Here is an 18,453-nt window from a genome sequence, read left to right as displayed (position 1 = left end):
TTGCAGGGGTTCGCTTTCCGTGGGGCTCGCGCTGAGCCGCTTCGCCCTAAAGGCCTGCAGGGTCTCAGACTGTCTCGTAGATCCCACAGGAGTCTCACCCCTTCCACTCCAATCAATGCATAATAATTCCTTTTGCATTTCCTAAATTCCTACTGTCAACAAGCTGAAAGCTTCTCTACTGAGAAGCTTTTTTCCACGTTCCTTTATAATGACCTGTACTGGGTTCGAACCAGTGACCCCTTGCCTGTCAAGCAAGTGCTCTCCCACTGAGCTAACAAGTCATGATTATAGATTATTATTACCTGCATCTTTTAAAATACTCTTTCTATTCTTATCATACCATGTCCACTCTCCACATTCTAGGAAAATATAGAAAAAGTGATGGTCTGCCATCACTTTTCCACAATTATTGAATTCCCTCCAGTAACTGTTCTAATTGATTCGTAATCCTTGTTTCTGAATCGATATCTAATACATAGTTTTGATTGTCTTTCTTTGCAATTTGATTATCTGTTACATATGCCCCTGTTAATAAATTTGTCGCACCTAGGTTCGCTAAAACAGGCTTTAAAGCATAATCCATTACTAATAAATGGGCAATACTTCCTCCTAGCATCAGTGGAAGTATTGCCTTATTTCGTAGACTCTTTTGTGGTAATAAATCAAGAAACGTCTTGATAATTCCGGAATAAGATGCCTGAAATACAGGTGATAATACAATGACACCATTACTTTGTTCTACTTTTTGTCTTGCCGCTATTATATCCTTGTTCATAAAGTCTGCTGTAATTAAGGCAGCACTTGGTAATTGATGCACTTGAATGATATGAACAGCCACATTCTTCTTTCCTAAATAATCTACCGCAAATTGTAAAATACCTGTTAATCGTGAGTCTATTTTATGTCCACCAGCTATGATGGTTACCGTTGTCATGAAAGCCTCTCCTTTATAATAAATTCCCCTTATAAATACGATGTTTTTTATTTATCCATTATTCTAACACGAAAAAGAAGAACCGTGCTGAAATGATGATCCCCAAATTAAATGCAATATAAATTACTTTCCATTTAATTATGTTCACAATTCTGTCATATTCTTTTGTAGATATTGTGAATTAAATCACAATATTGTTTTTTTCTTAGGAGTATTTGATATATTTAACTTGTAAATAATAGAAACAAAAAAGAAGGGATGATTCTTATGTTTATGAGCTTTTTTAGAGAAAATAAAGTCGCAGCTGGACTTTTAACCATTATACGTTTGGTGCTAGGTTATTCTTGGTTTACTTCCGGATTTGGTAAATTAACTGGTGGAGGATTTGATGCTTCTGGGTTTTTAACAAATGCCGTTACTAATCCAGTTACAGGACCAGACGGAACCGCGGTTTATGGATGGTATACAAGTTTTGTCGAAGGATTTGCTTTACCAAATGTTGGACTATTTAATGTGCTCGTCCCAATTGGGGAGGTATTAGTTGGTCTTGGGTTAATTTTAGGTTGTTTAACTACAGCAGCAGCATTCTTTGGTGTCATTATGAATTTCTGTTTCTTACTTGCAGGCACCATCTCTCATAACCCAACTGATATCTTAATGGGCATGATCATTATGTTTGCTGGAGCAAATGCTGGGTACTTCGGATTAGATCGATGGGTATTACCCTATATCAGAAAAACATTCTTTAAAAAAGAAGATCATAATGCAGAATTTACAAAAAAACCTCGTTTAACATAATAGAAAGTTGTTAGGAAATAATTAAGCGGATGGTCTGTAAAAAAAACCGAACAATTATACGATTTCCCATTACCATTTACGTATAATTGTTCGGTTTTATATTTAGTTTAAAATACTTATCTCCCAGTCTCTTTCCTCTCTCTTACATTCATTAAATAAACAAACTTTATCCTCTTTTAGACTTTTTTGACAGTCAATAATTCGTTGATTGCTACTTCCTTTAAATAATAAACTTAAATCTTTTTGTTCTAGCACAAATCGACCATCTACTAAAACATCTACATACATACTTAGTTCAGCAAATTCATCAGATTGGGTTGCTCTCAATTCTTCCCAAAGATATCCAGTATAACACCAAATATTTTTATTTAATTGTTTACATTCCTTAGCTAATTGTTTAAGCTCAGTTATTTGTAGCATTGGCTCTCCGCCACTAAAGGTAATATCGTTTAAAGGGTTTTGCTTTACTTTCCTCATTATTTCGTCTATTGACATTTCTGTTCCGCCATTTATTTTCCAACTTTCTGGATTATGGCATCCTCTACAATAATGCGTACACCCTGCAAAAAAGATAGTAGTTCGCAATCCTGGACCATCTACAATGCTATCTTCCACAATCGATAACACTCTCATCGATGTTTGACCCTTTCCCGTTCTTCAGCACGTTTTGCATTATTCCACCGATTAAGTGATCCAACAAGATAACCGGTTATTCTCCGAATCCTTTCAATCTGGTTCTCATCTTTCTCCCCACAATTTGGGCATTCATTATCGATTATTCCTTTATGTCCACAAGTCATGCAACGATCCACGGGATGATTAATGCTTCCGTATCCAATCCCTGCCTCTTTCATCGTCCGTACGATTATTTCTATGGCTTCTACATTCTTACTGGCATCTCCGTCCAATTCTACATACGTAATATGTCCCGCATTTGTTAACGCATGAAACGGTGCTTCGCGCTGAATTTTTTCATGAATAGAAATGGGAAAATAAACGGGAATATGAAAACTATTCGTAAAGTATTCTCTATCTGTCACCCCTTTTATAATCCCAAATTTCTTTCGAGCAGCTCTTAATGCTTTTCCAGCGAATGATTCTGCTGGAGTAGCAAGAAGAGAGAAGTTAAGCTGATATTTTTCCAAGGCTTCGTCTGCCTTTTGGCGCATAAATTGAACAATCTGTAAACCAATTTCATAGGCCTTTTCACTTTGTCCATGGTGGACACCAAGCAAGGATACCAGGCATTCCGCTAAACCAACAAAGCCAATTGATAGTGTACCTTGTTTCAGAAGTTCTTCTAGTTGATCATCCACATTCAATTCTTCTCCGCCCTGCCAAACACCTTGTCCGTATAAAAACTTGAAATTCGCTACTTTTTTCTTTCCTTGATAATGAAACCTTTCAAGGAGTTGATCAACAACTAAGTCGATCGTTTCATCCAGTTTATGAAAAAATGATTCTATCGTCGTTGACTCTAAAGCCAATAAAGGAAGATTAATACTTGTGAAGGATAAATTCCCTCTTCCTATTGTTTGTTCACTTCCGTGGATATTTCCCATCACTCTAGTCCGACACCCCATTGTGGCGACTTCCGATTGAGGAGTGCCGTTATAATAGGCTAAATTAAATGGGGCATCTATAAAAACAAAATTGGGAAATAATCGTTTACTTGTCGTCTCTATCGCTAAGCGGAATAAATCATAATTAGGATCATTCTTTTGATAATTAATTCCGTCTTTTACTTTAAAAACGATAATTGGAAAAATTGGCGTTTCTCCTGCCCCAAGTCCTGCTTGTGTTGCCAATAATAAATTCTTTGTCAGCATTCTTCCTTCTACTGATTGATCCGTTCCTAAATTTACGGAAACAAATGGCGTCTGACCACCGCCGCGGGAGTGCATACTGTTGCAATTATGTATAAATGCCTCACACGCTTGATAGGTTTCTCTTTCTGTCCATTCCCAGGCCTTTTTCTCTAGTTCCGCCTTTTCTTGAATTACCTCCTTTAACCGTTTTTTATTCTTTCTATATGTTTTTTGTATATATGGCGCAAGATCATAGTCTAACATTGGGATGGATTGTCCACCATGCTGCTGATTTTGATTAGCTTGCAAAATAATAGAAGTAAGAGCCATTGCACTCATAATTGATTTTGGTTCTCTCATATATCCATGACCAGTGTTAAAGCCATCCTTTAAGATTTTGGCCAATGGGATTTGACAGCATGTTGTAGTACCAGAAGAATAAAAGTCTAGATCGTGAATATGGATATATCCTTCTTGATGTGATTGTTTTACCTTTTCTGATAATAAATGTTCCATTGTATAGTATTTAGAAGCTGTTGCAGCAAATTGCATCATATGACTCATCGGTGACATTCCGTCTACATTTGCATTTTCTTGAATAAAGTCCTGATTATTGCTGTTCATTATTTCTGCAAATTGATTTAATAGTTGAACCTCATTACTCATTTAACTCACTCCATTCTAAATGAATCCTTATCCATTATAATTGAACAAATCATCATTTCACTATATATTGTGTTAATTTCACAAAAAGTACACAATATATAGAAATCCCAACATAGGAAAATTCCTATCGTTTTAGCTTTATACTATTCATAATGTGCTTTTATTGATAAACTAATTGTAAAATCAGTTGTAATAAAGGAAGGATAACTATGACAACAAAAGGGACAATAAAAGAGGAAACTATCTTTAGTAAAGAATTAGGAGAAGAAGTGACTTTATTAATCTATCTCCCACCAGCATTTTCTCCTCTTTATAAATATCATTTACTCATTGCACAAGATGGGAAAGATTATTACCAATTTGGCCGAATCGGCAGAGTAGCTGATGAATTACATGGCAATCATCAAATTGCGGATACGATTATTGTTGGAATCCCCTATTCCTCTGTCCAAGATCGTCGCAGGAAATATCATCCTGATGGCACTCAGAATAAAGCATATATTCGCTTCTTAGCACATGAACTTGTTCCCTATTTAGATGATCAATATCCCACCTTCCAAATGGGAATGGGACGTGGACTCATTGGCGACTCGTTAGGTGCAACTGTATCATTCATGACCGCTTTAAAATATCCGCATACTTTTGGAAAGATTATGTTGCAATCCCCCTTAGTAAATGAAGGTGTTTTTGATGCAGTTGATAAATTCGATTCTTTTCATTTACTAGAAATAGATCATATTATCGGTATAGGTGAAACATCTGTAAAAACAACCATCAACACAACCGAGGATTTCCTGACCCCTAATCGAGAGTTATCTCAAGTTTTGCAAACAACAAATGCTGATTATTCATATGAAGAATTTAATGGGGATCATACATGGAAATATTGGCAGCCTTATATTGCGAAAATGCTCATTAAAATGTTTCCTTCTTAAAAGAGAGCACTCAATTGACTGTCTTTGTTTCCTAACAGTGAGTACCTCGTTAACCATTAGATTTTTTCTGAAATCTTTGAACATAAATAACTAATTTTGTTATAATATCTTACATATAGAACATTGAAATCGTAATAATAGATAGTCTATCTTCTATATCTTTGTACACTCTTTTATTTTGAAATGGAGGTTCGTCGAATGAAATACGGTATTGCTATTTTCCCTGGTAAGGATTTGCAGGATTTAGCTAATTCACTTCGCAAAAGATATGACCCGAAATATGCTTTGATACCACCACATATCACGTTAATCGGTGATTTTGAAGCTAGTAACGAGGAAATTGAAGAAGTAAGTAAAAAACTAGCAACGATTGCAAGTCATTATCATTCTATTCCTATTAAAGTAACAAAGGTCAGCTCTTTTAAACCCGTAAGCAATGTTGTTTATTTAAAGATTGAACCAAGTACAGACTTAGAACATCTTCACCAAGAATTAATCAGTACATTAGGTGTTAGTCTAGAGCATCCGTTTGTGCCACATATTACACTTGGGCAGGATTTATCGAGTGATGAGCATTTAGACTTATATAGTAATTTACGCATGCAAAACTATCATTTTGAAGAAACAGCGGATCGTTTCCATTTGCTATATGAATTGGAAAATGGTTCTTGGACCGTCTATGAAACATTCCGTTTAGGAAAGGAATAGTGGAAAGTGGAAGTAGTTATTGTTAAAACTGATAAAGAGTTAAAAGATGCCTTTTATGTTCGTCAAACTGTTTTTGTTCAGGAGCAGAAAGTACCAATGGAAGAAGAAATAGATGCATATGAAGAGGATAGCGTTCATTTTGTTCTCTATGATGACGACAATAAGCCTATTGGTGCTGGACGTTACCGAACATTTGATGAATACGGAAAGGTAGAAAGAATCTGCATCCTCTCCACTAATCGAAAAGGTGGAGCTGGAAAAGCAGTTATGAATAAAATTGAGGAATATGCCTCAAATAATGGGGCTCCTGCCTTAAAACTGAATGCCCAAACACAGGCCATTCCTTTTTATAGCAAACTTGGATATGAAGTCATCTCGGAAGAATTCCTAGATGCTGGTATTCCACATAAAACCATGATTAAGCATTTATAGATTTTGGGACTGCCCAATGGATGGAAAAGCATAGCTTGTCTTTAAAGCTTGTGATTATCCGTCATGGAGCAGTCCTTTTTATTTTTCGCGATTAGCGAAAAACAACGGTTTAATTTTCTTCCATTTGCCTACAATAGATGGAAGAAGGGGGTGAGTTGAATTGGAATTCACTCATATATTTAGCGAGCTTATTATTGGCTATTTTTTATTGTTGCTTTTAACAAAGGTGTTAGGAAAGACACAGATCACGCAGATTACTACCTTTGACTTTGTTTCTGTCTTAGTACTAGGCGAGCTTGTCGGAAATGCTATGTATGATACAGAGACAGGAATAAAAGAAATAATGTACTCCATTCTTATTTGGGGAGGATTAATTTACATAACAGAATTCATCACGCAAAAGTTTCGGAAAACCAGACAACTTTTAGAAGGAAAACCGTCTATTATTATAAATAAAGGCAAGATTGATTTTAAGGAATTAAAGAAAAATCATTTAGATATAAATCAATTACAACATTTACTTCGTGCAAAAGATGTTTTTTCAATAGCAGAATGTGCTTATGCCATTTTAGAAACAGATGGCACGATCAGTGTGCTCAAGAAATCAGCATTCGTGAATCCAACAAAACAGGATATGAATTTATCGTTAGAAACCACTTCCCTTCCGATAAGTATCATTCTTGATGGAGAAATCATCAAAGAAAACTTACCTCGTATCGGTTGGAATGAAGAGCAATTAATGCAAGAATTAAAAAAACGAGATGTTCAATCTCCAAAAGATATCCTCTATGCCGAATGGCAGGAAGGATCGCCTTTATATGTGCAAAGCTACTAATTGAATTAAAACACTTTAGATTTGCGCATGAAAATAAGTACCCTTTCCAGTTAGTTCTGCAATTAACTTCTCATTGGGTACTCCTTCTTCATGCCTTTGTTTCTTCTGGTAAGATGTCTGAGAAGGATACTTTATCTGTAGATTGGTAGAAGAATTAACGATTTTAGCCGCTGGATAAATTTCTTCTTTCTTATAATTCTTTGTTTTGCTTATAATGTCTCTAACCGCGTACTGCTCTGCTTGATAATGAGTAATTGGCAAGATATATCCCATCAGAATCTGTCCCTTCTAGTTTATTATTTATCCTTTTCCCTTCTTTTCCAAAAAGTAAACCCCTTTTCTACTCTTTAAACAATCATCTGTTTTTGATATGATAGATATTATTTCAAACTTATGTACGGCTCCAGATTTATTAATAGATTCGAGGTTTCCTATGTTAACAGCTTTTTATTATGATAGACTTATTTCATTAAATACCATTGACAGACAAGAATTACAGAAAATTTATGAAGCTGGCAAAAATGGATTTCTCGCATGTTCTGTATGCGGAGAAGCAGTAAAGCTTTATTTAGGATTAAAAAGTACTCCCTATTTTTATCACTATTCAGCTAAACAGCCCTGTATGACAGAATCATCTACTATTGAACAGGAACAAGCTGCTGCGGCTGGTATCGATTACGAAGAAAAAAATGGGTTCCGGATTCCTAAGAGTAGAAATATTTCCAAAGACAATACAGAAATTACTCCTTTTAGACCGCCTATGTCTATAAAGGCGATTACCCATACATCTGATGTCGCTGCTAGTCAACCAGTTACTTTTCCACAAGAATCTTATTTAAATACACTGAAACAAAACGGCTATTCTCTTGATATTACACAGAGTGAGGCTGTCGCAATAGATGATGGACCCATTCTGGTCCTTGCAGGTGCCGGTAGTGGCAAAACCCGAGTGTTAACAATGAGAGCAGCTTATCTCATCCAGGAGAAAAAGGTAGATCCGTCAACTATCATGCTCGTTACCTTCACCAATAAAGCAGCAAATGAAATGAAGGAAAGACTCTTACACTATCCAATGATGAATAAAGGGATTGTGCAAAAAATTGTTTCTGGAACTTTTCATAGTATTCTTTACCAAATTTTAATCTTTCATGAACGAGAGAAATGGCAGCGAAATAAATTATTAAGCAGTAATTGGCAGCGAGAGCTTTTGTTAAAGGAAATTGCCCGTGAAAAGCAATTAGATGAAAAAGACTTCCCTTTCGATGCAGCTCTTCAATTAATCGGTGCATGGAAAAATAGTATGCTTTTTCCTCATGAAATAGAGCCTGATAATGACTGGGAAAAGAAAGTTGCCCAACTATATAGTGGCTATGAAACAAAAAAACAACAGCGAAATTTGTATGACTTTGATGATATGCTTCTTGGAGGCTATCATTTCTTTCTTGAAAATCCAGCTATTTTAGAAACTTATCAAAAGCGTTTTACTCATTTCTTATTAGATGAATTTCAAGACATCAATAAAGTTCAGTACGAATGGATAAAGCTAATGGCAAGGTCAGCTCATTCTGTCTATGCAGTAGGAGATGATGATCAATCTATCTATTCTTTTCGTGGTAGTGATCCAAAATACCTTTTAGATTTTGAAAAAGATTATCCGAATGCTAAAACGATTATTCTTGATTACAATTACCGCTCTTCTCAAGAAATTGTATCCATCGCTAAGTCTACAATCAGTAAAAATACGAAGAGACGAGCAAAAAAAATGATAACTGGCTATTCAGGCCAAACTCCCATTGCCTTTTATCCTTATGATGAGGAAGAAGAAGCTACGATGATTTTGACCGATATTCAGGAGAAAATAAAGACAGGCTATGAACCGAAGGATTTTGCAATTCTCTTTCGAACTAATACAAATAGCCGTGCCATGTTTGAGCGACTGGCTTCTTCCAGTCTACCATTTCGTTTAGAACAAGATACAGGTTCTTTCTATCAAAGATTTATTGTGAAAAGTATGATGGCCTATTTAAAGCTCATTCATGATCCAGATAACCAGCAAGCGGTTGCTGATATTCTCCCGACCCTATTCTTAAAAAAAACGGTATTACAGGATATTAAAGCAATAAGCATATTAGAAGATTGCAGCTTTTTAGATTGTCTAGTTTTTATTAAAACAGGATTCGCATTTCAAGAAAGCAGATTGAAAAAGATTCCTGAAATAGTAAAACGATTAATTCGTTATTCTCCTCTGGATGCTATTAATTATATTGAAAAGGAATTAGGCTTTCAGGAATTTATAAAAAAACGGGGAAACGAAGGAAATCAATGGGATAAAGGCTCTGATGATATTCGCGATTTAAAAGTGGTGGCACGTAAATTCCAATCGATTAAAGAATTTGTTCAATATACAGACCATATGACTGCTATGAATGAAGAATTACGAAAGCAATATAAAAACGAAGAAAATGTAATCACATTAAGCACCATTCATCGCGCAAAAGGTTTAGAATATAAAACAGTCTATATTGTTGGTACGGTTGATGGTTCCATTCCCCATGACTTTGCACTAGAATCATTCCGCAATAACAACTTCATGCCGATAGAAGAAGAACGCCGCCTTCTCTACGTTGCCATGACAAGGGCACAACAAGAACTATATTTATCGGTTCCTATGTATTTAAGAGGAAAAAAAGCAAAAACTTCGCGCTTTTTATCACCCTTGTCAATGGTTACTATTAAAGCAGCTGAAAAGGAACGGTCATAATAAAAATCAGTAATTCAAACCTTACACAGATACATTCTCTACAAGAAGCATTTTACAGGGAAAAAACAGGGTAACTATGTCGTGAATTCGCGCAGCTACCCTTTTTTCGATTTTACTTTTTGTTAATCATTTTAGATAATGTATTAAAATCAAGCTGTTTACCATCTTTAACAATTGATTCAACAATCCTATCTTCCGTTTGCTTTGGAACAGATTTTCCAGCAATTTGTGATACTCTGCGAATGACACTTCTTACTGTTTTTTCATCTTTAAAATTTGCATTTTGTAAGGAATTCGCTAGTTCTAAAATATCTTTCATATTAACGCCAGTTTTAGACTCAATGTTTTTAAAGAAATTATTGTTCATACCTGTGTTTCCTCCTTCGATGAGCTACTTTACATTCTATGAAGGAAAGAAAAAAAGGTGAGAACTCAAGAAAAAGAAAACAAAAAATGAACAAAGCGCTTAAATAAATATGGAGAATCCAAAGAACAAACAGAAAGGAGCTCTCTTTGCAAGAGAACTCCTTTTCCCATTGACTAACCTGAATTAGTTGTAGAAGCTAGCTCCTACGATTACTAAAAGGATAAATAAAACAACGATTAATGCAAAAGAAGAGATACCATATCCTCCGCCGCTATAACCGCCGCCGCCATAGCCATATCCGCCATAACACATTCCTACTTCACCTCGCTTCTCCTTGTACTCCTTAACAGAATATGGAGAATTGAAGTTTATGTGTAGGCAAGCTACTATTAACAAATAGAATGTACGATTGTCACAGAGATAATCATTTATTTCCCGGTTTAAACAACGTTTTTCTTTTAAAACATATGATGCTTTATCCTTTAGGTTTAAACAATAGTGCTCCTATAAAGCCAAATACGATTGCCGCAGATATTCCAGAGCTTGTCACTTCAAACATACCTGTTAATACACCGATAATGCCATGCACTTCAGCTTCTTGCATCGCCCCATGTACTAAAGCATTCCCAAAGCTTGAAATTGGTATTGTCGCACCTGCTCCTGCAAAGTCAGCAAATGGCTCATATAATCCAAATCCATCTAAAACGGCACCTGTCACAACTAATGTTGTTAATGTATGTGCAGGCGTAAGCTTCGCAACATCAAACATAAGCTGACCAATGACACAAATTATGCCACCAATCACAAAGGCCCAAAAGAACATTGGGAGCATATAGATTCCTCCTTCTTTCTTTATAAATTAGCATTCAGCAGAGAAAACACTGCTTAAATTTCGATTGATACAGCGTGAGCGATACAAGGAATCGTTTCCCCTTGTTGAACGGTAAGCGGTGAGAGAAGCGCACCAGTGGCGACACAGAGAATTCTTTTATACATACCTTTTTTCATTTCATTTAATAAATGCCCGTACATTACTGTTGCGGAACAGCCTGCACCACTGCCTCCAGATTGTACAGGCTGCTCATTTGTGTATATTAACAATCCACAGTCTTTCATTTTATTTTCATCAATTATTAACCCCTTTTCCTTTAAAAGGGCTATTACTGTTTCTCTGCCAATTTTCCCTAAATCACCTGTTACAATTAAATCATAGTGAGAAAGATCTAAATTTAAATCTTGGAAATGAGCATAGATTGTATCCGCAGCTGCTGGAGCCATCGCCCCGCCCATATTAAAAGGATCCGCTAATCCCATGTCTACCACTTTTCCTATCGTTGCAGAGGTTGTGTATGGAAGCTGCTCATTTGTCTGATTCTTCGTGACGAGGGCAACTCCAGCACCTGTGACGGTCCATTGAGCAGTCGGCGGCTTCTGGCCACCATATTCTGTTGGATAGCGGAACTGTTTTTCGACTGCTGCGTTATGGCTGGAAGCACCTGTTAATACATTATCAGCTCCTTGATAATTCACCATAAAGGAAGCAAGTGCTAATCCCTCTATAGACGTGGAGCAAGCACCAAATAATCCAAAATAAGGGATTTGTAAATCTCTAGCAGCAAAACTAGAAGGGGTAATTTGGTTGATTAAATCACCTGCTAAAAAGAACTGGATATCTTCTAGCTTGAGTTCTCCTTTTTTCATGGCTGTTTGTGCTGCTTCTTCCAATAAAATGCGATGAGCCTGTTCATACGAGGTTTTTCCCATCCATAAATCATCATGTAATACGTCAAAATCAGCAGCTAATCTTCCATTTGCTTCAAAAGGACCGCCTGATACTCCGGTAGATTTTATTACTGGATGATTTTGAAATACCCAGGACTGTTTTCCCTGAAGCATTAGAATCCCCCCGTCATCATAATAAATAGTGTTTTTATAAGAGCAACTACAAATGCCGAAAAAACACCGAACAATATAACAGAACCAGCGAGCTTAAATATATTTCCTCCGACTCCTAGTACAAATCCCTCTGTGCGATGTTCAATAGCGGCAGAAATAATGCTATTACCAAATCCTGATACAGGAACAGCACTCCCAGCACCAGCAAACTGGCCAATCCGGTCATAAACTCCAAATCCAGTCAACAGCATCGAAAGAAAAATAATGGTAGCTGAAGTTGGATTTCCCGATGTTTGTTCCGTAAAATGAAAGAAATATATATAGAAGTAAGAAATAAATTGACCAATCATACAAATAAATCCACCGACAAAAAATGCTTTAATGCAGTTCTTTAGAACAGGACGTTTCATTTCAAATTTTTGTTCCAACTTTTCATATTGCTGCTGCTCTGGTGTCTTGTTTTTTTTCTTATTATCCGCCACCTTTTTCCCTCCTTATGTTAATTCGTTATTCAATTGAATGATCTCTTTCAAACGCTTATCTGCTTTTTCTTTACTATAGTCCGGCTCCTGGATTTTATCCCATAAGCGGATGGTCTCTAAGAATATCTTAAAATCACTAGAGACAGTGAATCTTTCATCTGGATATTTTGATTCCAGTTTCTTCGTTAATTCCTTTTCAATGCTTTTCATTTTAAACCTAGCCATTTGCTTTACCTTATAAGCAACTAATATATCTTTCTTCCCCTTGATTACCGCAACATCATAAATGGACGAAATGGTATTCGTTTCTTCTTTTATTCCCTCTACTAATTCCTCTTGTTTCTCATCAGTCTCTGTATAAAGAGCAATTGGCGCTGGATTAATTCTTTTAAGCATCGACCATCGGCTATTCGGTGTTTCCTTCGCACAGCCAGCTAAGAATACACATATGCTAAAAATCAACAGATAAGATGCATGCCTTCTATTTGTCATATTCTTCCCTTCCTATTTAAAGATGAATTAAAGTATCTTTATTTTTTTCGATTTAGGCTTTAATTATTAGATGTTTTTACAACAAAAAAAATCCAATTTTTACAAATTGGGTTTAAGTCATAAAAAATACCCGCACAAAGTCGGGTATTTTTTGTTATTTCGCTAATTTTTTTCCACAGTTACATCCAGATTTTTTTCTCTTTGCTTTAGCTGGTTGCGACTTTACTGGCTCAGTCACTTTAGGTACTTTTTTTCCTAGCAACTCCAATCCCTCCAATAATGATGATCTATGCATGTATAAAAACATTAATTTTTAATGTTCTTATCCCATTGTATGTCAGGAAAAAATGTATGTGTAAACAACTAGCCCAGCAGTTAGTAACTATTCAACAAACACTCGTTGTAAAATAGCTTCTAACAAAGACGCTCCTCCAGCGATCGCAAAAATAAGTACAACAGGTTCACAAATGGCTGGGAAGAAATAATATAAAATGATAAGAAAGATTGCTACCCATACTCCGGTACACCAATAACAGCTAATTAATTCGCCAATAAATCCACGAATTTTACCTGACTTAGGGACAATATAAATTTCTGTTTGCCCGTCCTTATTTTGTTCCTCTACTTCTTCTAAAAATATTTTCCGGAAAAATTCAGTAATCTGATCAAACACAATTAATCTTGTTACACGAAAGCTTGCCAAAATGAGTAAAAAAAACTCCATCCAATGGATATCCATCTCCATTCTCCTCTCCGATAGACCAAAATATTCTAAACGAATGGTCATATGCCCAAATTTTAAGAAAAAAGGCGTTTGTCCGTAACCCATAAGGCTCTTCGGCAATATGTTAGTAATGTAAGAAACATAAAGAAAGAAACAAACAAGGAGGAAAACAATTATGGGTTGTGGAAAAAAAGAAGATATTCACGGTACATCCAGCTGTGTTTGCGAAGTGGTTCGTGCCATTAAAGATATCCAGGATAACGCTGAAGACAATTGCGAATGTGAAACTAACTGTTTCTCAGAGCCTTTAGGATCTCTTGTATCTCCATCAAAACGTAAAAAAGCAGATACACGTGTATTCGTATTAAGCAGTGCAGATGGCTCTCCATTCCATGCATTCTTTACAGGTCATGACTGCAACTGTGTTTCCATCTTTTTCAGAGTTGAGGATGTTTTTGATAACTGCTGTGCAGTATTAAGAGTTCTTGCTCCTATTGGTAAAGATGGAGAAACTCTAGATATCGTTGGACACAAAGGAATCGACTTAAGCAAAATTTGTGAATTAGAAGGATTCCAACGTACTTCAAGCTGTATAACTGTTGACTTAAGCTGCTTCTGTGCTGTTCAATGTATCGCTGACGTTGACTTAAATGTTTGTGACTAAGAAATTACTAACTTTGTATATGCTATACACTCGGAGGTCGTCTTTAAGACGCCTCCGTTTTATTTATCGCTCCTTTCTCTCCGCCTTATATTTTATGCATAAGAAGAAGCAAGCATGTTATTAGACGAGTTTGATTCCTATATGTTCACGAATTTGTTGAATATTGTATCCTTCAATCCTTCCTAATACTTTTTATGCTTGTACGATAGTATCCGATGAAAAAAAGTTATTCCAAATGGAAAAATGGTGCCATTTACATTCTAGCGAGTAATATAGTAAATATAACTGCTATTATATTTATGACGCCAAATATTCCAATTTGAAATAACTCTCTATTAAAACGGGAAAAGATTGTTTAAATACCAATCATTTTAATCTCATCGATCGTTGCAATATTTAAAGTAACGATTGTCTGATCCATTAATTTTATATCGACTTTATCTGCATTTAAATCAACAACAAATCCACGAACAGTCTCCTGCTCAGTTACAACCAAACATGGGACTGGTGGTAACTGTTTCGGAAAATGAAGTAAGTACTCTAATTTCTCGACAATTCCCATTTCTTTAAAGCTTTTTAATCGTTTAAAAGCTGGTTTTCTTGGTGTTTTTTCCACTTGCTGTTCTTGATAGCTTTGAATTTGTTCCTGAACATTTGTAGTATCTAGTTTTTCTGCTCCTTCTTTCGCAGCATCTTTTTTCGCTTTTATTTCTTGGAGCGCTTCTTCCTTCTGCTTTTTTTCCATCAGCTCTTTGTATTGCTTCTGTTTAGAAATTTTTGCTGAATAGCTCACTTGCATATTGCCTTGCATCGTTTTTGTGCCTGACTGAGAAAGATAAGGCTTATTATTCTCACTATACATCTATAATCACCTCCTAAAACAGAGAATACAAATTTTATAGGATTCATCCTAATGTATGCATGATTCGCCTAATATGTAACTTTAAATAATGAAAAAGAAAACTAGTACAAGGGAGTGGAATTGGAGCAAAGGAAAGAGCAAAAAAAGACAGTCGATCTATTGATCGGCTGTCTTGAATGAAATTAACCAACAATATGGAAACCTGAGTCAACATGAATGTTTTCTCCTGTTATCCCTCTTGCTAAATCACTGAATAAGAATAATGCTGTATCGCCAACTTCTTCTGGAGTAGTTGTTCTTCTTAGTGGAGAACGTTCTTCAATTTCTTTAAGAATGGAATTGAAATCACTGATTCCTTTTGCTGATAATGTACGAATTGGACCTGCAGAAATAGAATTAACTCGAATGCCTTCTTTTCCTAAATCAGCAGCTAAGTAACGAACACTAGCATCTAAGGAGGCTTTGGCAACACCCATTACATTATAATTTCTAATAGCGCGCTCTCCGCCTAAATAAGTTAATGTAACAATGCTTCCATCTTCTGTCATTAACCCTTTCGCTTCTTTTGCTACAGCAGTTAAAGAATAAGAGCTAATATTATGGGCAAGTAAGAATCCGTCTCTTGTTGTATTCATATAATCACCTTGCAGCTCTTCTTTATGAGCAAAAGCAATACAATGAGCAATTCCATGAATGGTTCCTACTTCTTTTTTTATTGCTTCAAAACAAGTAGCAATCTCTTGGTCATTTGTAACATCACATGGCAAAACAATGCTGTCTGTTGAATCTAAAGTTGCAACAAGGTCACGAACGCTTTTTTCTAATCTTTCCCCTGCATAAGTAAAAATCAAACGCGCACCTGCTTTATGCAAGGAAGTCGCAATTCCCCATGCAATACTTCTTTTATTCGCAACACCCATCACTACATAGGTTTTGCCTTTTAACGAAAAAGTCATTCTTATTCCTCCTATATACTATTACAAGTTATTAGTACCTAGTACTAATTTTACTACAAAAACGTAAAAAAAGAAAGCACTGTTGTAATAGGCGTTTTAATCATTTTCTTCTATATTAAGTACTCTACTATTTCTTTCAGCAAAAACTATTCATTACAAACCATCTTCCTTTTATCTATTTTCGCCCCCATTATAAGGAACCAAACTCTAAAAAAGCTTTCTCTTCCTATTGTTAAAAGAAAGAGAAAGCTCGGTTTACTTCCTTACTTATAATTAAACTCTAGTTGACGTTTTAATTCTGTTACATATGAGTGTGATCCTGTAACAAGAAGATGATCATTAAGCTGTAATTCTGTATCGCCATGTGGAATGACAAAATCAGAGCCTCTGAAAATGCGGACGAAAATAACGTCTCCCGTAAATGGGAATGAGCGCAATGACATCCCTTCAAATTCTTTGTTTCTTAATGTAATCTCATGTAATGCTGTTTCCGTATTACCAAGCAGGGCAAAGATATTTGGTGATTGAATTAATGCTGTTAATAAAGCTTTCGTTGAAGTAAGCATAGAGAAAACTTCGATATCTTCTCTGCGCAGCTCTTCTTCTTTCTCCATGTTCTCGACACGACAAATAACTCGGTCTACTCCTGCCCTTTTTATCATGAGACTCATCTCAGCATTTAAGTAAGAATCTCCAGTGGAAACAACTACAATATCTGCTCCATAAATATCTGTTTGTTGCAGTATATCTTCCGAATAATTTTCCAACTCAATGATTTCAAATAAAGAGTCAGCAATTTGAAAATCGTGTTTTTCTTGTTTTTTATGATAGAAAGTAACATCATACAGGGTGGACTTCAACTCTTGATAAACCTGCATGGTTACCTGATTTACCCCAATAATAGAAACATTTATCACTTTTTCACGTGCAGCATCTTTAGGGAATAGCTTTTTAAAGACAACAGGTGTAATGATACAAGAAATAATCGCTACAAGAATAAAAGTCCCACTCATTTGCGTAGTAATAATATTCAATCGTTCCCCAATTGTCGCGGCTGCAATAACAAGGGATAAGGTTGATGTTAATAAAAATCCGGAAGCCACAATCGTTTTAGTATCATACCATTTTTTTAAATAATAGACTGGCAGCAGCTTACTTACTAATAATGCTACTAATAACAATGGAATAAATAGCAATAGTTTAAGATCAGTAAATAATGACCATATATCCATCTCCACCCCAATCATTACAAAGAATATAGGAATTAAAAATCCATAGCCAAAAGAATCAAGTTGATGAACCAATTCTTCATTTGGCGATAATAACGACACTAGGACCCCTGCCAAGAATGCTCCCAAAATATGTTCTGCTCCAACAGATTCGGATAAAGCAACAAGAAAAATAATTAGTGCAAATACTGCTCTCGTACCAATTTGCACGGTTCCTCGGGAAAGAGTATCCATAAATTTTTTGTTTTTTATTCTTCTACCAACAAAGTAAAGAATTAATCCTGCCCCAAAAAGAATTAATAGCAGCCAAGTATTTCCCCCTGATTCATGAATAGAAGCAAAAACAGCGAGCAAAATCATCGTGACTAAATCTGCGATTACAGCCACCAGCAAAATAATTTGCCCAATAACTGATTTCATTATATTTGCTTCTTTTAAAGTAGGTACTACTACTCCTAAAGAAATAGTTGCAATAATTATTGTCATTAAGAAAGTACTATCAACAAAACCAGCAAGTACAAACAAGAAGCTTAATCCAATAGAAAGAACGAGAATTGCTACAAATATAATAATTGCCGTTTTAAAGGATTTTGGCTCCAATTCTCCATTAGGTAGTGTCTCTCTTTTTTTCTTACTAGAGAAAGCAGAAAAGTCTATCTCTAACCCGCTTAAAAACATTAAAAAGATAAATCCTAATGTTGATAGCGTTTCTAGCCACATATCCTGTTCGACTAGATTAAAACCGCTTTTTCCTATAATTAATCCCATCAAAATTTCGGCAACAACTACCGGAATGACATTCAATTTAAGCCGCTGCAAAATAATAGGGGTTAATAGAGCTACCGTCACGACGATAACTAGTGATGCGAAAGAAGCACCATGTGCCATCGCTATCCCTCCTCTT

General features: G+C 35.7%; 21 protein-coding genes and 1 tRNA gene. 7 read left to right on the top strand and 15 right to left on the bottom strand.

Annotation, left to right across the window (positions count from 1 at the left end; all coding sequences use genetic code 11):
* Positions 1-209: 209 nt before the first annotated feature.
* Both NiCM35_RS02915 and ssuE read right to left on the bottom strand, forming a co-directional pair.
* Positions 210-281: transfer RNA gene (locus tag NiCM35_RS02915), tRNA-Val, on the bottom strand.
* Positions 282-406: 125 nt separating this feature from the next.
* A complete protein-coding gene (gene ssuE, locus NiCM35_RS02910) occupies positions 407-934 on the bottom strand; it encodes an NADPH-dependent FMN reductase (protein ID WP_095329975.1) in 528 nt (175 codons plus the stop codon).
* 267 nt (positions 935-1,201) lie between these two features.
* On the opposite strand from ssuE, the gene NiCM35_RS02905 reads away from it, so the two are divergent.
* Positions 1,202-1,732, top strand: a complete 531-nt coding sequence (locus NiCM35_RS02905) for a DoxX family protein (RefSeq protein ID WP_095329976.1) — start codon at positions 1,202-1,204, stop codon at positions 1,730-1,732.
* 102 nt (positions 1,733-1,834) lie between these two features.
* On the opposite strand, the gene nrdG is transcribed toward NiCM35_RS02905, so the two are convergent.
* Together nrdG and NiCM35_RS02895 are read right to left on the bottom strand one after the other, a co-directional pair.
* Complete coding sequence (gene nrdG / locus NiCM35_RS02900) at positions 1,835-2,365, bottom strand: anaerobic ribonucleoside-triphosphate reductase activating protein (RefSeq protein WP_433778562.1); 531 nt, start codon at positions 2,363-2,365, stop codon at positions 1,835-1,837.
* Positions 2,362-4,206: an anaerobic ribonucleoside triphosphate reductase gene (locus NiCM35_RS02895; RefSeq protein WP_123259772.1), complete on the bottom strand. Its 1,845-nt coding sequence runs from the start codon at positions 4,204-4,206 to the stop codon at positions 2,362-2,364. The genes nrdG and NiCM35_RS02895 overlap by 4 nt, the downstream gene beginning before the upstream one ends.
* A 209-nt stretch (positions 4,207-4,415) precedes the next feature.
* Between NiCM35_RS02895 and NiCM35_RS02890 the strand changes: the two genes are divergently transcribed.
* The 4 genes from NiCM35_RS02890 (at position 4,416) to NiCM35_RS02875 (ending at position 7,116) form a co-directional block, all read left to right on the top strand.
* Positions 4,416-5,141: an alpha/beta hydrolase gene (locus NiCM35_RS02890; RefSeq protein WP_433778559.1), complete on the top strand. Its 726-nt coding sequence runs from the start codon at positions 4,416-4,418 to the stop codon at positions 5,139-5,141.
* Positions 5,142-5,339: 198 nt separating this feature from the next.
* The gene (locus NiCM35_RS02885) at positions 5,340-5,849 is read left to right on the top strand and encodes a 2'-5' RNA ligase family protein (protein WP_095329980.1); all 510 of its coding nucleotides are present in this window, start codon (positions 5,340-5,342) and stop codon (positions 5,847-5,849) included.
* A 6-nt stretch (positions 5,850-5,855) separates the two neighbouring features.
* Positions 5,856-6,281, top strand: a complete 426-nt coding sequence (locus NiCM35_RS02880) for a GNAT family N-acetyltransferase (RefSeq protein WP_123257264.1) — start codon at positions 5,856-5,858, stop codon at positions 6,279-6,281.
* A gap of 160 nt (positions 6,282-6,441) precedes the next feature.
* The gene (locus NiCM35_RS02875) at positions 6,442-7,116 is read left to right on the top strand and encodes a DUF421 domain-containing protein (protein WP_095329982.1); all 675 of its coding nucleotides are present in this window, start codon (positions 6,442-6,444) and stop codon (positions 7,114-7,116) included.
* Positions 7,117-7,131: 15 nt separating this feature from the next.
* Here the strand turns inward: NiCM35_RS02875 and NiCM35_RS02870 are convergent, their stop codons facing one another.
* Entirely contained in the window at positions 7,132-7,389 is a 258-nt protein-coding gene (locus NiCM35_RS02870) for a hypothetical protein (RefSeq protein WP_095329983.1), read from the bottom strand.
* A 160-nt stretch (positions 7,390-7,549) separates the two neighbouring features.
* Between NiCM35_RS02870 and NiCM35_RS02865 the strand changes: the two genes are divergently transcribed.
* Positions 7,550-9,877: a UvrD-helicase domain-containing protein gene (locus NiCM35_RS02865; protein WP_095329984.1), complete on the top strand. Its 2,328-nt coding sequence runs from the start codon at positions 7,550-7,552 to the stop codon at positions 9,875-9,877.
* A gap of 112 nt (positions 9,878-9,989) precedes the next feature.
* Here the strand turns inward: NiCM35_RS02865 and spoVIF are convergent, their stop codons facing one another.
* The 7 genes from spoVIF to NiCM35_RS02830 all read right to left on the bottom strand — a co-directional run bounded on the left by spoVIF (position 9,990) and on the right by NiCM35_RS02830 (position 13,943).
* Complete coding sequence (gene spoVIF / locus NiCM35_RS02860) at positions 9,990-10,244, bottom strand: sporulation-specific transcription regulator SpoVIF (protein WP_095329985.1); 255 nt, start codon at positions 10,242-10,244, stop codon at positions 9,990-9,992.
* A gap of 183 nt (positions 10,245-10,427) precedes the next feature.
* Entirely contained in the window at positions 10,428-10,556 is a 129-nt protein-coding gene (locus NiCM35_RS02855; RefSeq protein ID WP_095329986.1) for a YjcZ family sporulation protein, read from the bottom strand.
* 163 nt (positions 10,557-10,719) lie between these two features.
* A complete protein-coding gene (gene spoVAE / locus NiCM35_RS02850) occupies positions 10,720-11,076 on the bottom strand; it encodes a stage V sporulation protein AE (protein WP_095329987.1) in 357 nt (118 codons plus the stop codon).
* A 53-nt stretch (positions 11,077-11,129) separates the two neighbouring features.
* Positions 11,130-12,140, bottom strand: coding sequence for a stage V sporulation protein AD (spoVAD, locus tag NiCM35_RS02845; protein WP_095329988.1), 1,011 nt, complete (start codon positions 12,138-12,140; stop codon positions 11,130-11,132).
* Positions 12,140-12,622, bottom strand: a complete 483-nt coding sequence (gene spoVAC, locus NiCM35_RS02840; RefSeq protein WP_095329989.1) for a stage V sporulation protein AC — start codon at positions 12,620-12,622, stop codon at positions 12,140-12,142. Before spoVAC ends, spoVAD begins: the two co-directional genes overlap by 1 nt.
* 12 nt (positions 12,623-12,634) lie before the next feature.
* A complete protein-coding gene (locus NiCM35_RS02835; protein WP_095329990.1) occupies positions 12,635-13,114 on the bottom strand; it encodes a sporulation protein in 480 nt (159 codons plus the stop codon).
* A 382-nt stretch (positions 13,115-13,496) separates the two neighbouring features.
* A complete protein-coding gene (locus tag NiCM35_RS02830) occupies positions 13,497-13,943 on the bottom strand; it encodes a DUF1360 domain-containing protein (RefSeq protein WP_433778554.1) in 447 nt (148 codons plus the stop codon).
* Positions 13,944-14,013: 70 nt separating this feature from the next.
* Between NiCM35_RS02830 and NiCM35_RS02825 the strand changes: the two genes are divergently transcribed.
* Positions 14,014-14,502 carry a CotY/CotZ family spore coat protein gene (locus NiCM35_RS02825; protein WP_095329992.1) on the top strand — a complete coding sequence of 163 codons (489 nt, stop codon included), beginning with the start codon at positions 14,014-14,016 and terminating at the stop codon, positions 14,500-14,502.
* Positions 14,503-14,857: 355 nt separating this feature from the next.
* Here the strand turns inward: NiCM35_RS02825 and NiCM35_RS02820 are convergent, their stop codons facing one another.
* The 3 genes from NiCM35_RS02820 to NiCM35_RS02810 form a co-directional block, all read right to left on the bottom strand.
* Positions 14,858-15,364: a CotO family spore coat protein gene (locus tag NiCM35_RS02820; protein WP_095329993.1), complete on the bottom strand. Its 507-nt coding sequence runs from the start codon at positions 15,362-15,364 to the stop codon at positions 14,858-14,860.
* A 182-nt stretch (positions 15,365-15,546) separates the two neighbouring features.
* Entirely contained in the window at positions 15,547-16,320 is a 774-nt protein-coding gene (gene fabI, locus NiCM35_RS02815) for an enoyl-ACP reductase FabI (RefSeq protein ID WP_433778551.1), read from the bottom strand.
* 263 nt (positions 16,321-16,583) lie between these two features.
* Positions 16,584-18,437: a monovalent cation:proton antiporter family protein gene (locus NiCM35_RS02810; RefSeq protein WP_123257255.1), complete on the bottom strand. Its 1,854-nt coding sequence runs from the start codon at positions 18,435-18,437 to the stop codon at positions 16,584-16,586.
* Between the last annotated feature and the right edge of the window lie 16 nt (positions 18,438-18,453).

Source organism: Niallia sp. M35, assembly GCF_050971705.1.
Lineage (GTDB): Bacteria > Bacillota > Bacilli > Bacillales > Cytobacillaceae > Niallia > Niallia circulans_A.
Note: the sequence above shows the minus strand (reverse complement) of the source record. Positions and strands in the feature narration are given on the sequence as shown.

Excerpts from the sequence above, each read along its gene's own strand:
- ssuE (WP_095329975.1), bottom strand. The coding sequence starts at position 934 with ATGACAACGGTAACCATCATAGCTGGTGGACATAAAATAGACTCACGA.
- NiCM35_RS02905 (WP_095329976.1), top strand. The coding sequence starts at position 1,202 with ATGTTTATGAGCTTTTTTAGAGAAAATAAAGTCGCAGCTGGACTTTTA.
- nrdG (WP_433778562.1), bottom strand. The coding sequence starts at position 2,365 with ATGAGAGTGTTATCGATTGTGGAAGATAGCATTGTAGATGGTCCAGGA.
- NiCM35_RS02895 (WP_123259772.1), bottom strand. The coding sequence starts at position 4,206 with ATGAGTAATGAGGTTCAACTATTAAATCAATTTGCAGAAATAATGAAC.
- NiCM35_RS02890 (WP_433778559.1), top strand. The coding sequence starts at position 4,416 with ATGACAACAAAAGGGACAATAAAAGAGGAAACTATCTTTAGTAAAGAA.
- NiCM35_RS02885 (WP_095329980.1), top strand. The coding sequence starts at position 5,340 with ATGAAATACGGTATTGCTATTTTCCCTGGTAAGGATTTGCAGGATTTA.
- NiCM35_RS02870 (WP_095329983.1), bottom strand. The coding sequence starts at position 7,389 with ATGGGATATATCTTGCCAATTACTCATTATCAAGCAGAGCAGTACGCG.
- NiCM35_RS02865 (WP_095329984.1), top strand. The coding sequence starts at position 7,550 with ATGTTAACAGCTTTTTATTATGATAGACTTATTTCATTAAATACCATT.
- spoVIF (WP_095329985.1), bottom strand. The coding sequence starts at position 10,244 with ATGAACAATAATTTCTTTAAAAACATTGAGTCTAAAACTGGCGTTAAT.
- NiCM35_RS02855 (WP_095329986.1), bottom strand. The coding sequence starts at position 10,556 with ATGTGTTATGGCGGATATGGCTATGGCGGCGGCGGTTATAGCGGCGGA.
- spoVAE (WP_095329987.1), bottom strand. The coding sequence starts at position 11,076 with ATGCTCCCAATGTTCTTTTGGGCCTTTGTGATTGGTGGCATAATTTGT.
- spoVAD (WP_095329988.1), bottom strand. The coding sequence starts at position 12,140 with ATGCTTCAGGGAAAACAGTCCTGGGTATTTCAAAATCATCCAGTAATA.
- NiCM35_RS02835 (WP_095329990.1), bottom strand. The coding sequence starts at position 13,114 with ATGACAAATAGAAGGCATGCATCTTATCTGTTGATTTTTAGCATATGT.
- NiCM35_RS02830 (WP_433778554.1), bottom strand. The coding sequence starts at position 13,943 with ATGGGTTACGGACAAACGCCTTTTTTCTTAAAATTTGGGCATATGACC.
- NiCM35_RS02825 (WP_095329992.1), top strand. The coding sequence starts at position 14,014 with ATGGGTTGTGGAAAAAAAGAAGATATTCACGGTACATCCAGCTGTGTT.
- NiCM35_RS02820 (WP_095329993.1), bottom strand. The coding sequence starts at position 15,364 with ATGTATAGTGAGAATAATAAGCCTTATCTTTCTCAGTCAGGCACAAAA.
- fabI (WP_433778551.1), bottom strand. The coding sequence starts at position 16,320 with ATGACTTTTTCGTTAAAAGGCAAAACCTATGTAGTGATGGGTGTTGCG.
- NiCM35_RS02810 (WP_123257255.1), bottom strand. The coding sequence starts at position 18,437 with ATGGCACATGGTGCTTCTTTCGCATCACTAGTTATCGTCGTGACGGTA.